Here is a 21,402-nt window from a genome sequence, read left to right on the forward strand (position 1 = left end):
CCGGCGAACACGGACAGACCCGAGTGCGCCTTGGCGATGTTGTTGATCAGTTCCATCATGTTGACGGTCTTGCCGACGCCGGCGCCGCCGAACAGGCCGACCTTGCCGCCCTTGGCGAACGGGCACACCAGGTCGATCACCTTGATGCCGGTTTCCAGCAGGTCCTGCGACGGCGACAGCTCGTCGTACTGCGGTGCGGTGCGGTGGATCGAGGCGGTGCGCTCGGCGCTGACCGGGCCGCGCTCGTCGATCGGGTTGCCCAGCACGTCCATGATGCGGCCCAGGGTGGCCTGGCCGACCGGCACCATGATCGGGTTGCCGGTGTTCTGGATGGTCATGCCGCGACGCAGGCCTTCCGAGCTGCCCAGCGCAATGGTACGGACGATGCCGTCGCCCAGCTGCTGCTGGACTTCCAGGGTCAGTTCGGAGCCTTCCATTTTCAGTGCGTCGTACACTTTCGGCATTGCGTTGCGCGGGAATTCCACGTCAACCACGGCGCCGATACACTGAACGATTTTGCCATCAGCCATGTTCGTTCCTTCAGATATAGTTTTAATGTCGTTACGAGAGGTCGCTTACCGGGCTTAGCCGCTGATCGCAGCTGCGCCGGACACGATCTCCGAGAGTTCTTTCGTAATCGCCGCCTGGCGGGTCTTGTTGTAGACCAGCTTCAGCTCGCCGATGACGTTGCCCGCGTTGTCGGTCGCGGCCTTCATCGCCACCATGCGCGCCGACTGCTCGGACGCCAGGTTCTCGGCCACCGACTGGTAGATCAGCGCTTCGACGTAGCGCATGAGCAGCTCGTCGATGACGACCTGCGCGTCGGGCTCGTAGATGTAATCCCACGAGTGCGCGCCGCTGTCGGCTTGCAGGTGGCCGGCCGGCAGGGGGAGCAGCTGCTCGACCACCGGTTCCTGGCGCATGGTGTTGATGAACTTGGTGTAGCACAGGTACACCGCGTCCAGCTGACCATCCTGGTAAGCGTCGAGCATGACCTTGATCGGGCCGATCAGCTTTTCCAGGTGCGGGGTGTCGCCGATCTGCGTGACACTCGAGACCACCTTCACGCCGATGCGGTTCAGGAAGCCCAGACCCTTGTTGCCGATTGCAACGACTTCAATGCGATTGCCCGCGGCTTCCAGCTCGCGGGTCTTTTGCGTCACCTGGCGCAGCACGTTGGTGTTCATGCCGCCGCACAGACCCTTGTCGGTCGTGACGACGATGAAGCCGACGGCTTTCGCCTTCGTGTCCTTGGCGTTGGCCATGAACGCGTGGGTATATTCCGGGTTCGCGGTGGCGAGGTTGGCCGTGATGTTGCGGACCTTCTCGCTATAGGGACGGGCGGCGCGCATCCGGTCCTGCGCCTTGCGCATCTTGGACGCGGCGACCATTTCCATCGCCTTGGTGATCTTCTTCGTATTTTCTACGCTCTTGATCTTGCCACGTATCTCTTTGCCTGCTGCCATGAGCCCTTACTCCTTGTGAGGACGGGAATCGCTTCCCGTCCTGCGATCCATCAGAAAGCCGCCTTAGAACGACTTCTTGAAGTCGGCGATGGCGGCGGCCAGCGCTGCTTCGCCGTCCTTGTCCAGGGCCTTGACCTCGTCGATCTTCGACAGCAGCGCGGCGTGGCTGGACTTCAGGAAGTTGTGCAGGCCCGCTTCGAATTCCAGCACGCGCTTGACTTCGATGTCGTCGAAATAGCCCTTGTTGACGGCAAACAGCGATGCGGCCATCAGCGAGATCGGCAGCGGCGAGTACTGCTTCTGCTTCAGCAGTTCGGTTACGCGTGCGCCGCGGTCCAGCTGCTTGCGGGTCGACTCGTCCAGGTCCGACGCGAACTGCGCGAACGCGGCCAGTTCACGGTACTGCGCCAGGTCGGTACGGATACCGCCGGACAGGCCCTTGATGACCTTGGTCTGGGCTGCGCCACCGACGCGCGACACCGAGATACCTGCGTTGATCGCCGGACGGATACCGGCGTTGAACAGCGAGGTTTCCAGGAAGATCTGGCCGTCGGTAATCGAGATGACGTTGGTCGGCACGAAGGCCGAGACGTCGCCCGCTTGCGTTTCGATGATCGGCAGTGCGGTCAGCGAGCCGGTCTTGCCGGTCACGGCGCCGTTGGTGAAGGCGGACACGTAGTCGGCGTTCACGCGGGCGGCGCGCTCGAGCAGGCGGCTGTGCAGGTAGAACACGTCGCCCGGGTACGCTTCGCGGCCCGGCGGACGGCGCAGCAGCAGCGAGATCTGGCGGTAGGCGACGGCCTGCTTCGACAGGTCGTCGTACACGATCAGCGCGTCTTCGCCGCGGTCGCGGAAGTATTCGCCCATCGCGCAGCCCGAGTAGGCCGAGATGTACTGCATCGCTGCCGATTCCGAGGCCGAGGCCGCGACGACGATGGTGTACTCCATCGCGCCGTGCTCTTCCAGCGAGCGCACGATGTTCTTGATGGTCGAGGCCTTCTGGCCGATGGCGACGTACACGCAGGTGACGCCCTGGCCCTTCTGGTTGATGATCGCGTCGACGGCCACGGCCGACTTGCCGGTCTGGCGGTCGCCGATGATCAGTTCGCGCTGGCCGCGGCCGATCGGCACCATGGCGTCGATCGACTTGATGCCGGTCTGCAGCGGCTGCGACACGGATTCGCGGGCGATGACGCCCGGGGCGATCTTTTCGATCGGAGCGGTCAGCGCGGTGGCGACCGGACCCTTGCCGTCGATCGGCTGGCCCAGGGCGTTGACGACGCGGCCGCGCAGTTCCGGACCGACCGGGACTTCCAGGATGCGGCCGGTGGTCTTGACGGTATCGCCTTCCGAGATGTGCTCGTAGGCGCCCAGGATGACGGCGCCGACCGAGTCGCGCTCGAGGTTCATCGCCAGGCCGAAGGTGTTGCCCGGGAATTCCAGCATCTCGCCCTGCATCACGTCCGACAGACCATGGATGCGGCAGATACCGTCGGCGACGGAGATCACCGTGCCTTGGTTACGAACATCAGCCGAACCTTCCAGGCCCTGGATGCGGCTCTTGATCAGTTCGCTGATTTCAGACGAATTAAGTTGCATGAGTGCTAACTCCTAATAGTTTCTTGATGCGTAGGGCAAGTGCCGGTGCGTCGCGACGGTGCTTATTCTTCGATCGTCAGGCAACCAGCGCGGCATGCATCTGCTGCAGCTTGGCGCGGACCGAGGTATCGAGCACTTCGTCGCCGACGACCACGCGCACACCACCGATCAGCGACGGATCCACTGCGACCGTGGGGTTCAGCTTGCGGCCAAATTTCTTTTCCAGCGAGGCGACCAGTTGGTTAACCTGGTCGGCCGAAAGGTCGAACGCGCTATGGATGGTCGCGTCGGCGGCGCCAGCCAGTGCGTTCTTGAGCACGGTGAACTGGACGCCGATTTCCGGCAGCAGGGCGATGCGGCCGTTTTCGGCCAGCATCGCGATGAAGTTCTTCGCCTCGAGGTTCAGCGGCGACTTGACCAACGACGCAATCGTGTCGACCAGCTGGTCCTGCGTGACGTGCGGATTGCCGGCGAAGGCCTGCAGGTCCGGGTTGGCGCCGATCTGGGCCAGTTCCCCGACGATGGCCGACCAGGCCGCCATGTCGCCGTTCTGGGCGACACGGAACAGCGCTTCGGCGTAGGGGCGGGCTACGGTTGCGAGTTCGGCCATGATCAGAGCTCGGTCGACAGACGGTTCAGCAGGTCGGCGTGGGCCGCTGCATTGACTTCGCGCTTCAGGATCTGCTCTGCGCCGGCGACGGCGAGGGTAGCGACCTGGCCGCGCAGTTCTTCGCGCGCGCGGGTAATCTGTTGCTCGGCATCGGCACGGGCAGCCTCGATGATGCGGGCGGCTTCGACGGTCGCCTGTTGCTTGGCTTCGTCGATGATGGCCTGGGCACGCTTCTCGGCGTCGGCGATGCGCTTGGTGCTCTCGTCGCGGGTGGCGGACAGTTCGGCGGCGATGCGCTTTTCGGCAGCGGCCATTTCGGCCTTGCCGCGGTCGGCGGCGGCCAGGCCGTTCGCGATCCTCTGGGCGCGCTCGTCGAGCGCTTTCATCACCGGCGGCCACACGAATTTCATGGTGACGAATGCCAGGATGAAGAAGACCACGAACTGGGCAAACAGGGTTGCATTCAAGTTCACGGTAGATTCCTTCTCAGAAAAACGGATGCCGAACCAAGGAAGGTTCGGCGCTTGGAAGCACGATGTCTATCGTGGGAATCTTAGCTGGTGAACGGCTTGGCGAACACGAACAGCATGGCGATACCGACACCGATCAGGAATGCCGCGTCGATCAGGCCAGCCAGCAGGAACATCTTGGTCTGCAGGGTGTTCATCAGTTCAGGCTGACGTGCCGAAGCTTCCAGGTATTTACCGCCCATGATAGCGATACCGATACATGCGCCGATAGCGCCCAGGCCGATGATCAGACCGCAAGCCAGTGCAACGAAAGAAACGTCAGTCATGAGATTTACTCCAAAAGTTAATTTAAAAAACTAGAAAATTACAACTTCTTTACTACCACTATCTTGGTCGTTCTTGCGATCGCGCCGATCAGTGGCCTTCATGGGCCTGACCGATGTACACCAGCGTCAGCATCATGAAGATGAATGCCTGCAGGACCACGATCAGGATGTGGAAGATTGCCCAGATCGAACCCGCAATGACGTGGCCGACGAAGCCGAACACGGTTGCAGTGGAGCCGAGCAGTGCAATCAACAGGAACAGCAGCTCACCGGCGTACATATTGCCGAACAGTCGCATGCCCAGCGACACGGTTTTTGCTGCGTATTCGATGAGGTTCAACAGGAAGTTGAACGGCGCCATGTAGATGCCAAACGGTGCTGCGAACAATTCGTGGATCCAGCCGCCCAGGCCCTTGATCTTGATGCTGTAGTAGATCATCAGCGCCAGCACGCCGAGGGCCATGCCCAGGGTGCCGTTCAGGTCGGCGGTCGGGACGACGCGGAAGTGCGGCTCGCCCATGCCCAGTGCGCGGAAGATGCCGGCGAACAGGTCGACCGGCAGGAAGTCCATCGCATTCATGAAGGTGACCCAGATGAACACGGTCAGCGCCAGCGGGGCGATGAAGGTGCGGTCGCCGTGCACGATCGACTTCGACTGGTCTTCGACCATTTCGACGACGGCCTCGATGGCGGCCTGGAAGCGGCCCGGCACGCCCGACGTGGCGCGGCGCGCGGCCAGCCACATGACGAACACGGCCAGGATGCCCATCACCGACGACCACAGGACGGTGTCCAGGTTGATGATCGAAAAGTCGACCACGAAGGTCTGGTGACCGCTGGCCAGGTGGCCGAGGTGGTGCTGGATGTACTCCGATGCGTTTGGAGCGTGCTGCGCTGCGCCTTCTACGGTTGGACTCGTCATTGTCAGTGCCTAAATAATAAAATGATGTAACTTTTTAGCGCCACGATGAAACCGACCAGCAGCGCCAGCCAGTTCAGATCGTGGTACAGCCGCGCCGTTGCGAGCAACAGCGCCAGCGTTAAAGCAATCTTTACAAATTCCCAGATGAAAAATGTGGCGGGGTTTGCTCCGCCCATTTTTTGTGAACTGGCAAACAGGCGAACAGCCATGACGCCATTGGGCACGACACAACACAACCCGCCAAGTACCGCCGAAAACATCGCAGACCATCCCCCCAGCAGTCCGGCGATCAGGCCGGCCACAAGTGTTGCCAGGAGTTGCAGGGAGACCAAGCGCAGCATTGTTATTGTTCTTTCGCGCTAGCCGTGATGGAACCGAGTTACGGTATGGTAATTACATGAATCAGCGGGATTATAAAGGTTTATCGAATGCATAGTCAAACTGTTCCGACCCGTGATGAGGGCGTTTGCGATGTAAAAACGACAAAGAAAAATCGGCTGAATTTGTTAAATTTCCTACGTTTTTGACGTCGGTTTTGTCCTATTCCGCCTGTAAACGCTGGCGTTCTGCCATTCGCGGGCGTCGATCGAAGGAAACTTGGGATAACGTCGCGTGATAACGACAGTGCACCGTGGAGGTGAGGAATCACTTTCCTTTTCGGTGCGGATATGCTTGATGTCGGTGCGCAGCGGCAACACGCCGGCGGCCGTCGACGCGGCGACCGGCGTCGTGTGAGCGCCCACCAACTGCCCGGCGCGTGCTGCGCCGGCGATACGCCATCGCGCGCGGGGCGGGTGTCCGCGCGCGCCATGCACTAGAGGGAACCGCGCTGCGCCTGCGCGCTCAGGCGCGCAGGCGCGCCAGCACGCTGTCGAGGATGTCGAGATCGGCGAAGTCGATGATCATCTGCCCGCCGCCCCTGGCGCCCATCTTGAACACGACCGGGGTCGCCAGCCGGTCGGACAGTTCCTCTTCCAGCCGGACGATGTCGCCCGACTTGTCCTTCTGGCGCCTGGCGGCCGCCGGCGCGTCCTGCTCTTCCAGTGCGCGCGCCACCACCTTCTCGGTCTCGCGCACCGACAGGCGCTTGGCGATCACCTGGTTCGCCAGCGCGATCTGGCTGGCGGCGTCGACCGCCAGCAGCGCGCGGGCGTGGCCCATGTCGATGTCGCCGGCCATCAGCATCGTCTGCACCGGCTGGGCCAGGTTCACCAGGCGCAGCAGGTTCGAGACGGCGCTGCGCGAGCGGCCGACGGCGCCGGCCGCCTGTTCGTGGGTGAAACCGAATTCGGCGATCAGGCGCGCGATGCCCTGCGCCTCTTCGAGGGGATTGAGGTCCTCGCGCTGGATGTTCTCGATCAGCGCCATCGCGGCGGCGTTCTGGTCGTCCACGTCGCGCACCAGCACCGGGATCTCGTCCAGTCCCGCCAGCTGGGCCGCGCGGAAGCGCCGTTCGCCGGCGATGATCTCGTAGCGCGCGTCCCCTGCCCCGTCGATCGGCCGCACCAGTACCGGCTGCATGATGCCCTGGGTCTTGATCGACGCGGCCAGCTCGGCCAGCGAGCCGTCGTCCATGCGCGTGCGCGGCTGGTACTTGCCGGCCTGCACCTGATTCACCTTCAGCGTCGACGGCGCGCCGGACGGCGCCGCCGGCGTGTCGTCGGACGTCGCGCCGAGCAGCGCGTCGAGGCCACGGCCGAGCCCCTTGAGTTTCTTGGTTGCCATGATGTCTGCTGTCTTCTCTTTATAGGGTCTTGATGCGCTCGACCATCTCGGCGCCGAAGGCGATGTACGCCTGGGCGCCCTTGGACGAGGGATCGAACACCACGCCGGGGATGCCGTAGGACGGCGCTTCCGCCAGCCGCACGTTGCGCGGGATGATGGTCTTGAACACCTTGTCGCCGAAATGCTGCTCGAGCTGGCCCGAGACCTGCTGCGACAGCGTCATGCGCGGATCGAACATCACGCGCAGCAGGCCGATGATGCGCAGGTCGTGGTTCAGGTTGGCGTGCACCTTCTTGATCGTGTTGACCAGGTCGGACAGGCCCTCAAGCGCATAGTATTCGCACTGCATCGGGATGATGACCCCGTGCGCCGACACCAGCCCGTTCAGGGTCAGCATCGACAGCGCCGGCGGGCAGTCGATCAGGATGAAGTCGTAGTCGGCGTCCACCTTGGCCAGCGCGTCCTTCAGGCGCCGCTCGCGGTTTTCCAGCTCGACCATCTCGACCTCGGCGCCGGCCAGCTCGCGGTTGGCCGGCAGCACGTCGAAGCGCCCGGCCTCGCTGCGCAGGCGGCTGCCCTGGACGTCGGCTTCACCCAGCAGCACCTCGTAGATCGACGAGGTCAGCCCGGCCTTGTTGATGCCGGCGCCCATGGTGGCGTTGCCCTGCGGGTCGAGGTCGACCAGCAGCACGCGCTGGTCCAGCTTGGCCAGTCCCGCCGACAGGTTGACGCTGGTGGTGGTCTTGCCCACCCCGCCCTTCTGGTTAGCTACGCAAAATATTTTCGCCATGCAGTATCTTGTTCCTTGGCGGCATAAATCAACATACCATTAATATCGTTAAAACGATTTATATCGTTCATACGGTATTAACGATACTAATCGTTTATACCATTTACATGGTTGATCGGATTTTCGACGCCGGCCTCACGGCGCCGGCTCGACGAATACCAGGTGGCGTTCCGCGCCCAGCCTGGGCACCTGCAGCGGCTGCACCCCGCTCACGCGCCAGCTGGCCGGCACCCGCTCCTGCTCCTCCCTGGGCGCCGTGCCCTTGAGCGCGATGTAGCGCCCGCCCGGTGCCAGCAGGTGATGCGACCAGTCGATGAAATCGGACAGGTCGGCGAAGGCGCGCGAGGTAATGACGTCGAACCTGGCGCCCTCTTCCTTTTGCAGGTCCTGCACCTTCATCGTGTGGACGGTGGCGTTCGCCAGGCCGAGTTGCGCCTTCACCTGGGTGAGGAACGCCGTCTTCTTGTGCACGGTGTCGATCATCGACACGGCCATGTCCGGCCTGACGATGGCCAGCACGATGCCGGGCAGGCCGCCACCGGAACCGACGTCCAGCACGTTCTTCGCGCCGGCGAACGCCGGCACGGCCGCCAGCGAATCGAGCAGGTGGTGGGTCACCATCTGCATCGGGTCGCGCAGCGACGTCAGGTTGTACACGCTGTTCCACTTGAACATCAGCGCCAGGTAATCCAGCAGTCGTTCCTGCTGGGCCGGCGTCACGTCCAGTGCCATCTCCTTGACGCCGTCGGCCAGTACCTGGCCCAGCGCGGCGCGGTCGAAATGCTTCATGCTGCGGATTCCTCGTTCGACACGCTGGCAAAGCCCTTGGCGCCGCGCTTCTTCAGGTGCACCAGCAGCAGCGAGATCGCCGCCGGGGTCACGCCGGAAATGCGCGATGCCTGGCCCAGCGTTTCCGGCCGTTGCTTGTCCAGCTTCTGGCGCACCTCGATCGACAGCGCCGCGATGTCCAGGTAGTCCAGGTTTTCCGGCAGCTTCAGGTTTTCGTAGTGGTCGTGGCGTTCCACCTCGCGCGCCTGGCGGTCGATGTAGCCCGAATATTTCAGCTGGATCTCGACCTGTTCCTTGACGGCCGGATCCTCGATGCCGGGGCCGGCCAGTTGCTGGCCGTCGGTGCCGGTCAGCGTGACCAGCTTGTCGTATTCGACGCCCGGACGGCGCAGCAGGTCGGCCAGGTTGTATTCGCGCTCGATGGCCTGGCCGATCACGCGTTCGGATTCGGCCGCCGCCAGGATGCGCGGATTGACCCAGGTCGACCGCAGGCGTTCCAGCTCGCGCGCGACGGCCTCGCGCTTGCGCTCGAACGCGTCCCATTGCACGTCGCCGACGACGCCCAGCTTGCGGCCGATTTCCGTCAGGCGCATGTCGGCATTGTCTTCGCGCAGGCTCAGGCGGTACTCGGCGCGGCTGGTGAACATCCGGTACGGTTCGGCCACGCCCTGCGTGGTGAGGTCGTCGACCAGCACGCCGAGATAGGCTTCCGAGCGGCCCGGGGCCCAGGCCTCGCGGCCCTGGGTCTGCAGCGCCGCGTTGATGCCGGCGAGCATGCCCTGCGCCGCCGCTTCTTCGTAGCCGGTGGTGCCGTTGATCTGGCCGGCGAAGAACAGCCCGCCGATCGCCTTGGTTTCCAGCGAGGCCTTCAGGCCGCGCGGGTCGAAGTAATCGTATTCGATCGCATAGCCGGGACGCAGGATGAAGGCGTTTTCCAGGCCCTTCATCGAGCGCACCAGCGCCAGCTGCACGTCGAACGGCAGGCTGGTCGAGATCCCGTTCGGGTAGAACTCGTTGGTGGTCAAGCCTTCCGGCTCGAGGAAGATCTGGTGCGACTCCTTCGACGCGAAGCGGTGGATCTTGTCCTCGATCGATGGGCAGTAGCGCGGGCCGACGCCCTCGATCACGCCGGTGTACATCGGGCTGCGGTCCAGGCCGTTGCGGATGATGTCGTGCGTCTGCGCATTCGTGTGCGTCACCCAGCACGGCACCTGCTTCGGGTGCATCGCGGCATTACCCATATAGGAAAACACCGGGACCGGGTCGAGGTCGCCCGGCTGCTCGGTCATCGCCGAGAAGTCGATGCTGCGGCCATCGATGCGCGGCGGCGTGCCGGTCTTCAGGCGGCCCTGCGGCAGCTTGAGTTCCTTCAGGCGGCTCGACAGCGACAGCGCCGGCGGATCGCCCGCGCGGCCGCCCGCGTAATTCTGCAGGCCGACGTGGATCTTCCCGTCGAGGAAGGTACCGGCGGTCAGCACGACGGCGCGCGCGCGAAAGCGCAGGCCGACCTGGGTCACGGCGCCGACGACGCGGTCGCCCTCGACCATCAGGTCGTCGACGGCCTGCTGGAACAGCCACAGGTTCGGCTGGTTTTCCAGGCGCGCGCGGATCGCCGCCTTGTACAGGACGCGGTCGGCCTGGGCACGGGTGGCGCGCACGGCTGGTCCCTTGGACGAGTTCAGGATGCGGAACTGGATACCGGCCTCGTCGGTGGCGATCGCCATCGCGCCGCCCATGGCGTCGACTTCCTTCACCAGGTGGCCCTTGCCGATGCCGCCGATCGACGGGTTGCAGGACATCGCGCCCAGGGTTTCGATATTGTGCGTGAGCAACAGAGTCTTCTGGCCCATGCGTGCGGACGCGAGTGCCGCTTCGGTGCCGGCATGGCCGCCGCCAACGACGATCACGTCGAATTCTGTCGGAAATAGCATGATGGAGTGTAGTGCGAGGAGAGTTAAGCGTGGATTATAGATTCTTTTTTCCGTGCGGCTCGAAAGCGGTTCGGAAAACGACAGATTTTGTTTCACGTGAAACCGTCATACGCGACGTTTGCCGCGCACGCCAGCGCGGCGCGCACGGAAGCCGGCAAGTCATCATGCTAAGCTGCCATCTCCTCCATTACCCCGTTCGCCCATGATGCATCGCTACCTGTTCAGCCTATTGCTCGGCACCGCCGCCATCGCCCATGCCTACCCGCGTTCCGACCTTCCCTCCGTCAAGTTCGAGCACAAGGATTGGGAACTGGTCTGCGACAACACGAGGACGTGCCGCGCCGCCGGCTATCGCAAGGAAACCGAGGACCCGGGGGCCAGCATCCTGTTGACGCGCCTGGCCGGCCCCAACCAGCCGGTACGTGTCGAGCTGCAGCTGGCCGACGATCCCGACCACCCGCCGCCCGCGAGCGTGCGGATGACGATCGGTGGACGCGCCGCGGGCGTCGTGCGCTTCGAGGGGGGCGCCAGCGTCGCGACCTTGTCCAGCGCCCAGGTACGCGCGCTGCTGCCGGCACTGCTGCAGGACGATCCCATCGTCTGGACCGCCGGCAAGCGCAGCTGGACGATTTCCACCGCAGGCGCGAATGCCGTGCTGTTGAAGATGGACGATTTCCAGGGACGGGTCGATACGCCCGGCGCGCTGGTCCGCACCGGCGCCAAGGCGGAATCGTCGGTGCTGCCGCCGCTGCCGAAACCCGTCGTGCGCGCCACCGCCGTCCCGAAGAGTCAGCCGCAACAGATCCACCTGGCGCCCGCGCAGGAGCGTCAACTCATCGCGGAATTGCGCAAGACGCTGTCGGAAGGCGATTGCGACCTGCTCGAGTCCGACGGCGACGAGCATGCGCCGTTCGACATCCGACCCCTGTCGAGCGACAAGCTGCTCGTGTCGCACCTGTGCTGGCGTGGCGCCTACAACACCGGTGACGGCTATTGGGTCACGGCGACGAAGCCGCCCTACTCGCCCGTGCTCGTGACGACATCGGCGACCGACTACAAGGACGGGACGATCGGCGCGACGCAGCGTGGCCGCGGCATCGGCGATTGCATGGCGGCGTCGAGCTGGGTATGGGATGGCCGGACGTTTTCGCAGACGCTGGAGCAGACCTCGGGCATGTGCCGCCAGATCGCCGCCGGCGGCGCCTGGGACCTGCCGACGCTGGTGGCCGACGTGCGCCGCCGCAACTAGTCGTGCTGTTTCACGTGAAACAGTTACCAGCCCAGATGGCGGAAGGTGTCCCAGGCAGTCTTGACGATGAGCAAGCTGACCACGACCAGGAACAGCTTGCGCACGAAACCGCTGCCGTGCTTCAAGGCCAGCCGGGTCCCCACCAGCGATCCGGCAACCTGGCAGACCGCCATCAGCGCGGCCAGTTGCCAGATCAGGTGGCCGCTGTAGCCGAACCAGAGCAAGGCCGAGACATTGCAGGCGACGTTCACGACCTTGGCCGCGGCAGAGGCGCTGAGGAAGTCGAAACCGAAGAAGCGGACAAACAGGAAGATCAGGAAGCTGCCGGTGCCGGGACCGAAGAAGCCATCGTAGAAACCGATCGCCGAGCCGACGCCGATGGCCAGCAGGCGCTCGGTATTTCCGCTGTGCAGCGGCGCATGGGTGGAACCCAGGTCCTTCTTCTTGAACGTGTAGATCGCCACCGCCAGCAGGATCAAGGGCAGCAGGCTGCGCACGAAATCGCCCGGGACGCGGGTCACGGTCCAGGCACCGACGAAGGACAGGGCGAACGCCGCAGCCGCGGCCGGCGCCGCCGTGCTCCAGGCGACCCGGACGCGACGCGCATACTTGACCGCCGCCACGGTCGTCCCGCACATCGATGCCAGTTTATTCGTACCCAGCAAGGTCGCCGGCACTTCTTTTGGATACACCGCAAAGATCGCGGGAATCTGGATCAACCCTCCCCCACCGACGACAGCATCAACGAGACCGGCAACGAAGGCCGCGCAGGCCAGCAGGGTGAAATCGAACATGGGAAGCGGAGAGATCGGCGGGAAACCGATATTTTAAAGTAAGCAACGCTTCCCGGCCGGCATCCGCTTTGCGGCCAGTTCAGGACGGCAGGTGCGCCTCGCCCAGGAATGCCAGCAGCAAGGCGTTCACCTTCTCGTGCGCCGTCAGTTGCAGCCAGTGGTCCGCGCCACGGATGCGTTCGAACCGGAATTCGCCTTCCACGTAATGCGCCGAGTCGCGCATCTGCTTCTCGCCCATCGCCGGATCGCGGTCGCTCCAGATTCCCATCACCGGCACCTTGATGCGCGAGTAGGTTTGCGGCAGCACGAGGCCGGCATTGGCGCGGTAATAATTCAGCGCGGCCGTCAACCGGCCCGGCGCCGACAGTTCGCGTTTCCAGTGATCGGCCTGCCCGGGCTCGTCGGTGAACTGGCGCAGCATGAACCAGTCGCCGGCGCGCAGCACCTGTTCGGCGATGACGGGCAGGATGAAACCCAGCACATACGTCATGCGCAGGTACTGGAAGGGACCGGACCGGGCGATCGCGAGCGGATGGCCGACCGACAACGCCACCAGGCGATGCACGCGTTGCGGCGCCAGCGTCGCCACCTGCCAGCCGATCAGGCTGCCCCAATCGTGGCCGACGATGCATGCCTTGTCGATGTGCAGCGCATCGAGCAGGCCGAGGACGTCGCCGCGCAATTTGTCCAGCGTGTAATCGGCAATACCGCCCGGCGCATCGCTGCGGCCGTAGCCGCGCAAATCCGGCGCCAGCACGCGATAACCGGCCCCCGCCAGCGCATCGACCTGCTTGCGCCAGACCTGGTGGGTGTCGGGAAATCCGTGCAACAACAAGACGGCCGGACCGTGCCCGGTCGTGGTGACATGCATGCGTATGCCGTTTACGTCCAGCATCAGGGAGTCGTCGATCACGTCCTGCCTCCGTTTCGTCAGCGCCGCACCGTGTTGTCGTCCTGCGAGCGTCCGCGATGGCGCTCGCGACCCATTCTACGCGCCTCTTGCCGCTGTCCACGCACCCGATCCTGGGCGATGACGGGCCTTGCCGGGCTGTGGATAAGCCTATGCATATCCACAGGTACGAAATGTGGGGAAACCCGGATATCTCGACGATCGAAAAATTTATTCATTTTTTCCACTAGGAACATACATGGAAAACCCACCGGCTTGCACGCATCGTAAACGCTTGATCTTGTGGAAAAAACCCAGCTTATCCACAGATGAGTACCACCGTTAACTACTATCATCATTCTGTATACAAGCTTTTGGTTGTAAACCTGGCGCCGTGCGGCGCGCCGGCGTTCGCGCAAAAAAAAATCGACTCCGGCCCTGCCGACGTCGATGCGACGGGAACGACGTCGACCACGCCGGATAGCCTTGACGATCCGTCGCCAGGCCGGCACGACGAACGCGTCGACGGTCGCTTCGATGGCCACTTCGACTACGCCGTCCACCCTGGAAACATCTTTTCGACGCCATTTCCCGCACGCCTGTGGACAAACCCTTGCATATCCACAGCACGGTATGTGCGAAACCGGCCGAGTTGGCCACCGCCAATTTTTTGTCCAGTTTTGCTCCAAGCCGGATACAAGGCTTGTCCAGCCGCTTCGACACCACGTAAACCCTTGAGCTTGTGGAAAAAAATCGGTTTATCCACAGTTCAGGGCGCGTTTACTACCACTACTATCCTTTCTTTCTATCCAAGTTAACTAATATAAAAAAAAGCGCTCGCTACGCTCGCGCCAGGACATCAACTCGACAAATACCCTAGCCGCAAAGCAAAGGCAGTCGGTTCGCAAAAAAAATCGTCTACAGGAACAAGGCCGATCTCAGGCCTGCATCCCCAGGCAGGCCAGTTCGACGCAAAAAAAAAGCGCCGCCACCGTCTGCGAACGGCAGCAAGCGTCAACACGGTGCAAACGCTCGACGGTCTACAGGAAAACGACGACGCCCACGTCCAGGCTGCAAAACAAGACAGCGTCATGCATGCCCCTGTCGTTCCGGCAAGGACAGCCGTAGCGACCGCTGCTGGCGGGATGGATGACCTGCCAGCCATGCTATGCAGGCAAGAAAAGACGCGCGGTCGGCAGCGTCTGTGGAAAAGCGCCTGCATATCCACAGGAGCAAGTGTGCAAAACCGGGCTGTTTTCTGGAAAACCGTTTTTTGTCCAACATCGGTCCCGCATCGATACAATGCTTTTCCAGCACTTCCGGCAACACGTAAACCGTTGACGCTGTAGACAAATCCCGTCTTATCCACAGCAACATCGACGTTTACTATCACTACCAGTTTTTATATATACCTACGTTTACTAAAACAAAAAGACCGTGAACAAGGTGCACAAGCCTTGAAAAACGGTTTTCCAGACCATCCAGGACGATCGAACACATGCGACTAGGGATCATCAGCGCGTTGCACGAAGAACAGCAGGGGCTCGTGGAGGCCATGCAGAGGCCCTACAAGCTCATCCACGGCATGCGCGAGTACGTTGTCGGACACCTCTGGGAAATCGACGCTGTGTGCGTCCTATCGCGTATTGGCAAGGTTGCTGCGGCAATGACAGCCACGACGCTTGTGGAGAAGTTCGGTGTTACCCACATCCTGTTTACGGGAGTCGCCGGTGCCGGCGATGCGGCGATCCGTGTCGGCGACGTCGTCGTGGCCGAATCGCTGGTCCAGCACGACATGGATGCGACGCCGCTGTTTCCGCGCTACGAAGTGCCGTTGACGGGGCTGACGCACTTCCTGTCCGACCGCCGGATGGCCGTGCACCTGCTCGAGGCGGCGCAGCGTTTCCTGGCGCACGACTTCGCCGCGGCCATCGAGGCGCAGGAACGGGCCGCATTCGCCCTCCAGCAGCCGCGGGTGCACCGCGGGCTGGTCGCCAGTGCCGACGAGTTCGTGAAGGGCCGGGAGCGCGTACGGGCCCTCCACGCGGCCTTGCCGGGCCTGTTGGCGGTGGAGATGGAGGGCGCGGCGGTGGCGCAGGTGTGTTTCGAGCTCGGCATCCCGTTCGGCGTGATCCGGACGATTTCCGACAATGCCAACGAAAACGCGGCCACGGATTTCATGCGCTTCGTGAAATCCGTGGCCGCGCGGTATGCGTTCCACATCGTCAGGCAGTTCTGCCTGGGGTGGCGGGACGGGCTGCCCGCCGCCGGTGCCGCCCCGGCTCAGGCCAGCAGGGACTCGGCCGGCACGTAGTCGTAGCCCAGCGCGCTGGCCACGGCCGCGTGGGTGACCTGCCCCGCGCAGACGTTCAGGCCGTTCCTGAGGTGCGGATCGTCGCGCAGGGCCTGGCGCCAGCCCTTGTCCGCCAGCGCGACGGCATGGCCGATCGTCGCATTGTTCAGCGCGAAGGTCGACGTGCGCGCCACCGCGCCCGGCATGTTGGCCACGCAGTAGTGCACGACGCCGTCGACGACGAAGGTCGGATCGGCATGCGTGGTCGGATGCGAGGTATCGAAGCAGCCGCCCTGGTCGATCGCCACGTCGACCACCACCGCGCCCGGTTTCATGCGCGCCACCATGGCCTTCGTCACCAGCCTGGGGGCTTGCGCGCCCGGTACCAGCACGCCGCCGATCACGAGGTCGGCCGACAGCACCGCTTCCTCGACCGCGTGGGCCGTCGAGAACAGCGTCGCGATGCGGTTGCCGTACACCAGGTCGAGCTGGCGCAGGCGGTCGACGTTCTTGTCGAGGACCGTCACGCGGGCGCCGATGCCGGCCGCCATCTGCAGCGCATTGGTGCCGACCACGCCGGCGCCCAGGATGACGACGTGGCCCGCCGCCACGCCCGGCACGCCGCCCAGCAGGACACCGGCGCCGCCCTTCGATTTTTCCAGGTGGCTGGCGCCGGCCTGGATGGCCATGCGGCCCGCCACCTCGCTCATCGGTGCCAGCAGCGGCAGCCCGCCGCCCGCGCCCGTGATGGTCTCGTAGGCGATGCAGACGGCGCCGGACGCCAGCAGCGCCTTCGCCTGCTCCGGATCCGGCGCCAGGTGCAGGTAGGTGTACAGGATCTGTCCCGGGCGCAGCAGCGCGCATTCCTGCGGCTGCGGCTCCTTGACCTTCACGATCATGTCGGCGCGCGCGAAGATGTCCTGGGCCGAGGGGACGATCATGGCGCCGGCCGCCGCGTAGTCCGCATCGGCCAGGCCGATGCCCGCGCCCGCGCCGGCCTGCACCAGCACCTGGTGGCCATGCGCCGCCAGTTCGTGGACGCCGGGCGGGGTCAGCCCCACCCGGAATTCGTTGTTCTTGATTTCTTTGGGAACGCCTACCAGCATGTCTGCCTCCATGTTGTAAAAGAACTACCGCACCACGCTTCTCCGACCAGTGAAAAAAAAAGCGTGCCGCAGCGCAGGACCAGCCTGCACCGCGGCACGCCGCGTCTCGTTGCCTCCCGCTTATGCGCCGAGCGTCATCAGGCTGGCGTTGCCTCCCGCCGCCGTCGTGTTGACGCACAGCGCCCGCTCGGCCACCAGGCGCCACAGCGCGACCGGTGCGCCTTCCTGCGTGTCGACGATGCCGACGATGGCGCCCGGGCGCGCCGCCAGCGTGCGCTGCATGTCCGCCTTCAGGCCGGCATCGACCAGGGCCATGGCGATGTCGCAGCCGTCCAGCTGCGCCGCGTCGACGAAGCGCAGGCGCGCCGTGGCCGCGGCCGGCAGCGTCGTCAGCGCATGATCGCGCGCATCGGCAAGGACCAGCGCGTGGTTGCCGGTGGCGAACACGGCCGCCAGCTGGTTCAGCAGTGCCGGCACGCCGCCGGCCGCGCACAGCACGGCGCCGCGCGGGACGAAGGCGAGCTGGTTGCGCTCGCCGGTCGGGCCCGGCAGGTCGATGCGCACGCCTTCCAGCGAGGCCGCGCGATAGGCTTGCGCCAGCGTGGCCACGTTGCCGTGGCCGTTGGCGCGGGCCCAGTCGAGCAGCGCATCCAGGGCCGCGTCGGTACGCGGTGCGCGCGCCTGCAAGGGCTGTTGCCCGGCCTGCTGCTGCAGGCGCTTCAGGTACAGCGGGCCGCCGGCCTTGGGACCGGTGCCGGACTTGCCCTCGCCGCCGAACGGCTGCACGCCGACGACGGCGCCGACGATGTTGCGGTTCACGTAGATGTTGCCGACGTGGGCGCGCGAGGTGATGAAGTCGATGGTCTCGTCGATGCGCGAATGCACGCCCAGGGTCAGGCCGTAGCCGGTGGCATTGATCGCGTCGATCACCTGCGGCAGGTCGGCGCGGCGGTAGCGCACGATGTGCAGCACGGGGCCGAACACTTCGCGCGTCAGTTCGGCCAGCGCGCCGATCTCGAGCACGGTCGGCGGCACGAAGGTGCCCTGCGCCTGCAGCGTCTCCGGCAGGGCCAGCGAGAAGTGCTGCTTGGCCGTGGCCTTCATGCGCTCGATGTGGCCGAGCAGGTTCTGCCGGGCTTCGGCATCGATCACGGGACCGATGTCGGTCGCCAGGCGGTCCGGCACGCCCACGCGCAGTTCCTGCATCGCGCCCTTGAGCATCTTGATGGTCTTGTCGGCGACGTCTTCCTGCAGGAACAGCACGCGCAGCGCCGAGCAGCGCTGGCCGGCGCTGTCGAAGGCCGACGACAGCACGTCCTGCACCACCTGTTCCGGCAGCGCCGAGGAATCGACGATCAGCGCGTTCTGGCCGCCGGTCTCGGCGATCAGCGGGATGTCGCAGCCTTCGCGCGCGCTGCGCTCGGCCAGCACGCGGTTGATCAGCTGCGCCACTTCGGTCGAACCGGTGAAGATCACGGCTTTCACGCGCGCGTCGCCGGTGAGCGCGGCGCCGACGGTCTCGCCGCGGCCCGGCAGCAGCTGCAGCACGCCGGCCGGCACGCCGGCGTCGTGGAACAGCTGGACGGCGCGGAAGGCGATCAGCGGCGTCTGCTCGGCCGGCTTGGCCAATACGGTATTGCCGGCGGCCAGCGCGGCCGCGACCTGGCCGGTGAAGATGGCCAGCGGGAAGTTCCACGGGCTGATGCAGGTCACCGGGCCCAGCGCGCGGGTGGCGTCGGCGGCGCGCACTTCGGCGGCGTAGTAGCGCAGGAAGTCGACGGCCTCGCGGATCTCGGCGATCGCGTTCGGCAGCGACTTGCCGGCTTCGCGCACGGCCAGTGCCATCAGCTCGATCATGTTGTGCTCGAACAGGTCGGCGGTGCGCGCCAGGATGTCGGCGCGGGCGGCGTTGCCCATGCCTTCCCAGGCCGGCAGCGCGTTCATGGCCGACTGCAGCGCCGTGTCGACGTCGCCCGTCGTGGCTTCCGTCACCTGGCCGACGATGTCGGCCGATTGCGCCGGATTCACGACATTGACGGCGCCGGCGGCTTCCAGCACGCCGTCCACGACCGGCGCGGCCAGGTAGTGGCGCGGCGTGGCCAGTTCCATGCCCAGCGCGGCCAGCACGTTCTCGTTGGCCAGGTCGAGGCCGGCGGAATTGCGGCGGCCATCCGGGAACAGGTCGCGCGGCAGCGGGATGCGCGGATGCGGCTGGCACCGCGCGGCGCGCGCCTGCGCGAACGGGTCGGCCAGCAGGGAATCGATGGGGACGCTTTCGTCGACGATCTGGTTGACGAACGAGGTGTTGGCGCCGTTTTCCAGCAGGCGGCGCACCAGGTAGGCCAGCAGCGTCTCGTGCGAACCGACCGGCGCATAGATGCGGCAGGCCTTGCCGAGGTTGGCGGCGCCGACGACCTGGTCGTACAGCGTCTCGCCCATGCCGTGCAGGCACTGGAATTCGTAGTTGCTCACCTTGTCGGCCTGCGCCCAGGTGTAGATCACCGACAGCGTGTGGGCGTTGTGCGTGGCGAACTGGGCATAGATGACGTCGGTGGCGCCCAGCAGCTTGCGCGCGCAGGTGAGATAGGACACGTCGGTGTACACCTTACGCGTATAGACCGGGTAGCCCGGCAGGCCGTCGACCTGGGCGCGCTTGATCTCGGCGTCCCAGTAGGCGCCCTTGACCAGGCGCACCATGAACTTGCGGCCGCTCCTGCGCGCCAGGTCGACCACGTAGTCGATCACGAACGGGCAGCGCTTCTGGTAGGCCTGCACGACCAGGCCGATGCCTTCGAAGCCGGCCAGTTCCGGATCGAACGCCAGCGCTTCGAGCATGTCGAGCGAGATCTCGAGGCGGTCCGCTTCCTCGGCGTCGATGTTGATGCCGATGTCGTACTGCTTGGCCAGCAGCACGAGGCTGCGCACGCGCGGCAGCAATTCGCCCATCACGCGCGCGTACTGCGCGCGGCTGTAGCGCGGGTGCAGGGCCGACAGCTTGATCGAGATGCCCGGGCCGTCCTTGATGCCGCGGCCGTTCGACGCCTTGCCGATCGCGTGGATCGCCGCCTCGTAGGAGGCATAGTAATTGCTTGCATCGGATTCGGTGAGGGCGGCCTCGCCGAGCATGTCATACGAATAACGGTAGCCGCGGGTTTCGTTCTCGCGGCTGTTCTTCAGCGCCTCGGCGATGGTCTGGCCGGTGACGAACTGGTTGCCGAGCATGCGCATGGCCAGGTCGACGCCCTTGCGGATCAGCGGTTCGCCGCCCTTGGCGATGAGGCGGGTGAGCGCGGCGCCCAGGCCGTTCTCGCTGTTCGAGGACACCAGCTTGCCGGTGACGAGCAGGCCCCAGGTGGCGGCATTGACGAACAGCGAGGGCGATTCGCCCAGGTGTTTCTTCCAGTCGCCCTTGCTGATCTTGTCGGCGATCAGGCGGTCGGCGGTCTCGGTGTCCGGGATGCGCAGCAGCGCTTCGGCCAGGCACATCAGTGCGACGCCTTCCTCGGACGACAGCGAGAATTCGTGCATCAGCGCGTCCACGCCCGAGGAGCGGGTGCGCTTCTGGCGCACGGCCGAGACGAGGCGGTGCGCCAGCGCGTGGGCGTCGGCGTGGGCGCTCGCCCCCTGGGCCAGCAGCCATTCCACGGCGGCGGTTTCGTCGCGGCGGTAGGCGTCGGTGATGGCGGCGCGCAGCGGCGTCTGCTCGCGGCGGGTCTCGGCCTGCAGGGCGTCGAAGGGAACGTAGGTGGTGGCCGAAGTGGCGGCAATGTTCATGGAGGTCTTGAGTAAGCGATAAGAAAAACGGGAGGCCTGCATGGCAAAACGCGCCGTACCGTGGATGACGGCCGACGCGAATGTAAATGCACCTCAATGATTCGATTGTAGAAGGATTTCTTCTGGATTAATTCTGTTTTTACGGAAGACTAGGAAAAGATAGTTTTTGGTGAGAGAATTTCACCAAATAATATTTATAGTGGAGAGTGAAGTATGCTGGACAAGATCAGCAAGAAAATTCTGGCCGAGCTCCAGAGCGACGGGCGTATCAGCAACGTCGAACTGGCGGCGCGGGTCAACCTGTCGCCCGCGGCCTGCCTGGAGCGTGTGCGCAAGCTGCACGAGTCCGGCTACATCATGGGGTACACGGCGCAACTGAACCCGCAACTGCTGGACGTGTCGCTGCTGGTATTCATCGAGGTGGTGCTGGACCGCACCACGCCGGAAGTGTTCGACGCCTTCAAGCAGAGCGTCCAGCTGATCCCGGAAGTGCTGGAATGCCATATGGTGGCGGGCGGCTTCGACTACCTGGTCAAGGCGCGCGTGAAGGACATGGCGGCATACCGCGAATTCCTCGGCAAGACCTTGCTGCAGAAGGGCGTGCGCGAGACGCACACCTATGCGGTCATGGAAGAGGTCAAGAACACGACCAAACTGCCCATCAGGTAA

At 64.5% G+C, this 21,402-nt stretch carries 18 protein-coding genes and 1 pseudogene; 3 read left to right on the plus strand and 16 right to left on the minus strand.

Going from position 1 to position 21,402, the window contains the following annotated elements; translation table 11 throughout:
- The 12 genes and pseudogenes from QZ749_RS01235 to mnmG form a co-directional block, all read right to left on the minus strand.
- A pseudogene (locus QZ749_RS01235) lies at nucleotides 1–530 on the minus strand (F0F1 ATP synthase subunit beta); the annotation flags it as partial.
- A 54-nt stretch (nucleotides 531–584) separates the two neighbouring features.
- Nucleotides 585–1,466, minus strand: a complete 882-nt coding sequence (gene atpG / locus QZ749_RS01240) for a F0F1 ATP synthase subunit gamma (RefSeq protein WP_296942418.1) — start codon at nucleotides 1,464–1,466, stop codon at nucleotides 585–587.
- A 63-nt stretch (nucleotides 1,467–1,529) separates the two neighbouring features.
- Nucleotides 1,530–3,065, minus strand: coding sequence for a F0F1 ATP synthase subunit alpha (atpA, locus tag QZ749_RS01245; protein WP_296942420.1), 1,536 nt, complete (start codon nucleotides 3,063–3,065; stop codon nucleotides 1,530–1,532).
- A 76-nt stretch (nucleotides 3,066–3,141) separates the two neighbouring features.
- The gene (locus tag QZ749_RS01250) at nucleotides 3,142–3,675 is read right to left on the minus strand and encodes a F0F1 ATP synthase subunit delta (RefSeq protein ID WP_296942422.1); all 534 of its coding nucleotides are present in this window, start codon (nucleotides 3,673–3,675) and stop codon (nucleotides 3,142–3,144) included.
- A gap of 2 nt (nucleotides 3,676–3,677) precedes the next feature.
- Nucleotides 3,678–4,148 carry a F0F1 ATP synthase subunit B gene (locus tag QZ749_RS01255; protein ID WP_296942424.1) on the minus strand — a complete coding sequence of 157 codons (471 nt, stop codon included), beginning with the start codon at nucleotides 4,146–4,148 and terminating at the stop codon, nucleotides 3,678–3,680.
- An 80-nt stretch (nucleotides 4,149–4,228) separates the two neighbouring features.
- Nucleotides 4,229–4,471, minus strand: coding sequence for a F0F1 ATP synthase subunit C (gene atpE, locus QZ749_RS01260; RefSeq protein ID WP_091665119.1), 243 nt, complete (start codon nucleotides 4,469–4,471; stop codon nucleotides 4,229–4,231).
- 88 nt (nucleotides 4,472–4,559) lie between these two features.
- A complete protein-coding gene (atpB, locus tag QZ749_RS01265) occupies nucleotides 4,560–5,393 on the minus strand; it encodes a F0F1 ATP synthase subunit A (RefSeq protein WP_296942427.1) in 834 nt (277 codons plus the stop codon).
- 2 nt (nucleotides 5,394–5,395) lie between these two features.
- Nucleotides 5,396–5,734, minus strand: a complete 339-nt coding sequence (locus QZ749_RS01270) for an ATP synthase subunit I (RefSeq protein WP_296942429.1) — start codon at nucleotides 5,732–5,734, stop codon at nucleotides 5,396–5,398.
- Nucleotides 5,735–6,236: 502 nt separating this feature from the next.
- A complete protein-coding gene (locus QZ749_RS01275; RefSeq protein WP_296942431.1) occupies nucleotides 6,237–7,118 on the minus strand; it encodes a ParB/RepB/Spo0J family partition protein in 882 nt (293 codons plus the stop codon).
- A 19-nt stretch (nucleotides 7,119–7,137) separates the two neighbouring features.
- A complete protein-coding gene (locus QZ749_RS01280) occupies nucleotides 7,138–7,908 on the minus strand; it encodes a ParA family protein (RefSeq protein ID WP_296942433.1) in 771 nt (256 codons plus the stop codon).
- A 135-nt stretch (nucleotides 7,909–8,043) separates the two neighbouring features.
- Complete coding sequence (rsmG, locus tag QZ749_RS01285) at nucleotides 8,044–8,697, minus strand: 16S rRNA (guanine(527)-N(7))-methyltransferase RsmG (protein WP_296942435.1); 654 nt, start codon at nucleotides 8,695–8,697, stop codon at nucleotides 8,044–8,046.
- A complete protein-coding gene (gene mnmG, locus QZ749_RS01290) occupies nucleotides 8,694–10,628 on the minus strand; it encodes a tRNA uridine-5-carboxymethylaminomethyl(34) synthesis enzyme MnmG (RefSeq protein ID WP_296942437.1) in 1,935 nt (644 codons plus the stop codon). The genes rsmG and mnmG overlap by 4 nt, the downstream gene beginning before the upstream one ends.
- 202 nt (nucleotides 10,629–10,830) lie before the next feature.
- On the opposite strand from mnmG, the gene QZ749_RS01295 reads away from it, so the two are divergent.
- Complete coding sequence (locus QZ749_RS01295) at nucleotides 10,831–11,877, plus strand: DUF1176 domain-containing protein (RefSeq protein WP_296942439.1); 1,047 nt, start codon at nucleotides 10,831–10,833, stop codon at nucleotides 11,875–11,877.
- A 23-nt stretch (nucleotides 11,878–11,900) separates the two neighbouring features.
- Here the strand turns inward: QZ749_RS01295 and QZ749_RS01300 are convergent, their stop codons facing one another.
- Nucleotides 11,901–12,671: a TSUP family transporter gene (locus tag QZ749_RS01300; RefSeq protein WP_296942441.1), complete on the minus strand. Its 771-nt coding sequence runs from the start codon at nucleotides 12,669–12,671 to the stop codon at nucleotides 11,901–11,903.
- Nucleotides 12,672–12,750: 79 nt separating this feature from the next.
- The gene (locus QZ749_RS01305; protein ID WP_296942443.1) at nucleotides 12,751–13,584 is read right to left on the minus strand and encodes an alpha/beta fold hydrolase; all 834 of its coding nucleotides are present in this window, start codon (nucleotides 13,582–13,584) and stop codon (nucleotides 12,751–12,753) included.
- 1,474 nt (nucleotides 13,585–15,058) lie between these two features.
- On the opposite strand from QZ749_RS01305, the gene QZ749_RS01310 reads away from it, so the two are divergent.
- Nucleotides 15,059–15,874, plus strand: a complete 816-nt coding sequence (locus QZ749_RS01310) for a 5'-methylthioadenosine/adenosylhomocysteine nucleosidase (protein WP_296942445.1) — start codon at nucleotides 15,059–15,061, stop codon at nucleotides 15,872–15,874.
- Here QZ749_RS01310 and ald read toward each other — a convergent pair.
- Entirely contained in the window at nucleotides 15,844–16,959 is a 1,116-nt protein-coding gene (gene ald / locus QZ749_RS01315) for an alanine dehydrogenase (RefSeq protein WP_296942446.1), read from the minus strand. The genes QZ749_RS01310 and ald overlap by 31 nt on opposite strands.
- A 120-nt stretch (nucleotides 16,960–17,079) precedes the next feature.
- On the minus strand, nucleotides 17,080–20,733 hold the full coding sequence (gene putA / locus QZ749_RS01320) for a trifunctional transcriptional regulator/proline dehydrogenase/L-glutamate gamma-semialdehyde dehydrogenase (RefSeq protein WP_296942448.1): 3,654 nt from the start codon (nucleotides 20,731–20,733) through the stop codon (nucleotides 17,080–17,082).
- 213 nt (nucleotides 20,734–20,946) lie between these two features.
- Here putA and QZ749_RS01325 point away from each other — a divergent pair, with 213 nt between their 5' ends.
- Nucleotides 20,947–21,402, plus strand: a complete 456-nt coding sequence (locus tag QZ749_RS01325; RefSeq protein ID WP_296942450.1) for an Lrp/AsnC ligand binding domain-containing protein — start codon at nucleotides 20,947–20,949, stop codon at nucleotides 21,400–21,402.

The sequence above is a fragment of the uncultured Massilia sp. genome (assembly GCF_913773735.1).
GTDB lineage: Bacteria > Pseudomonadota > Gammaproteobacteria > Burkholderiales > Burkholderiaceae_D > Telluria.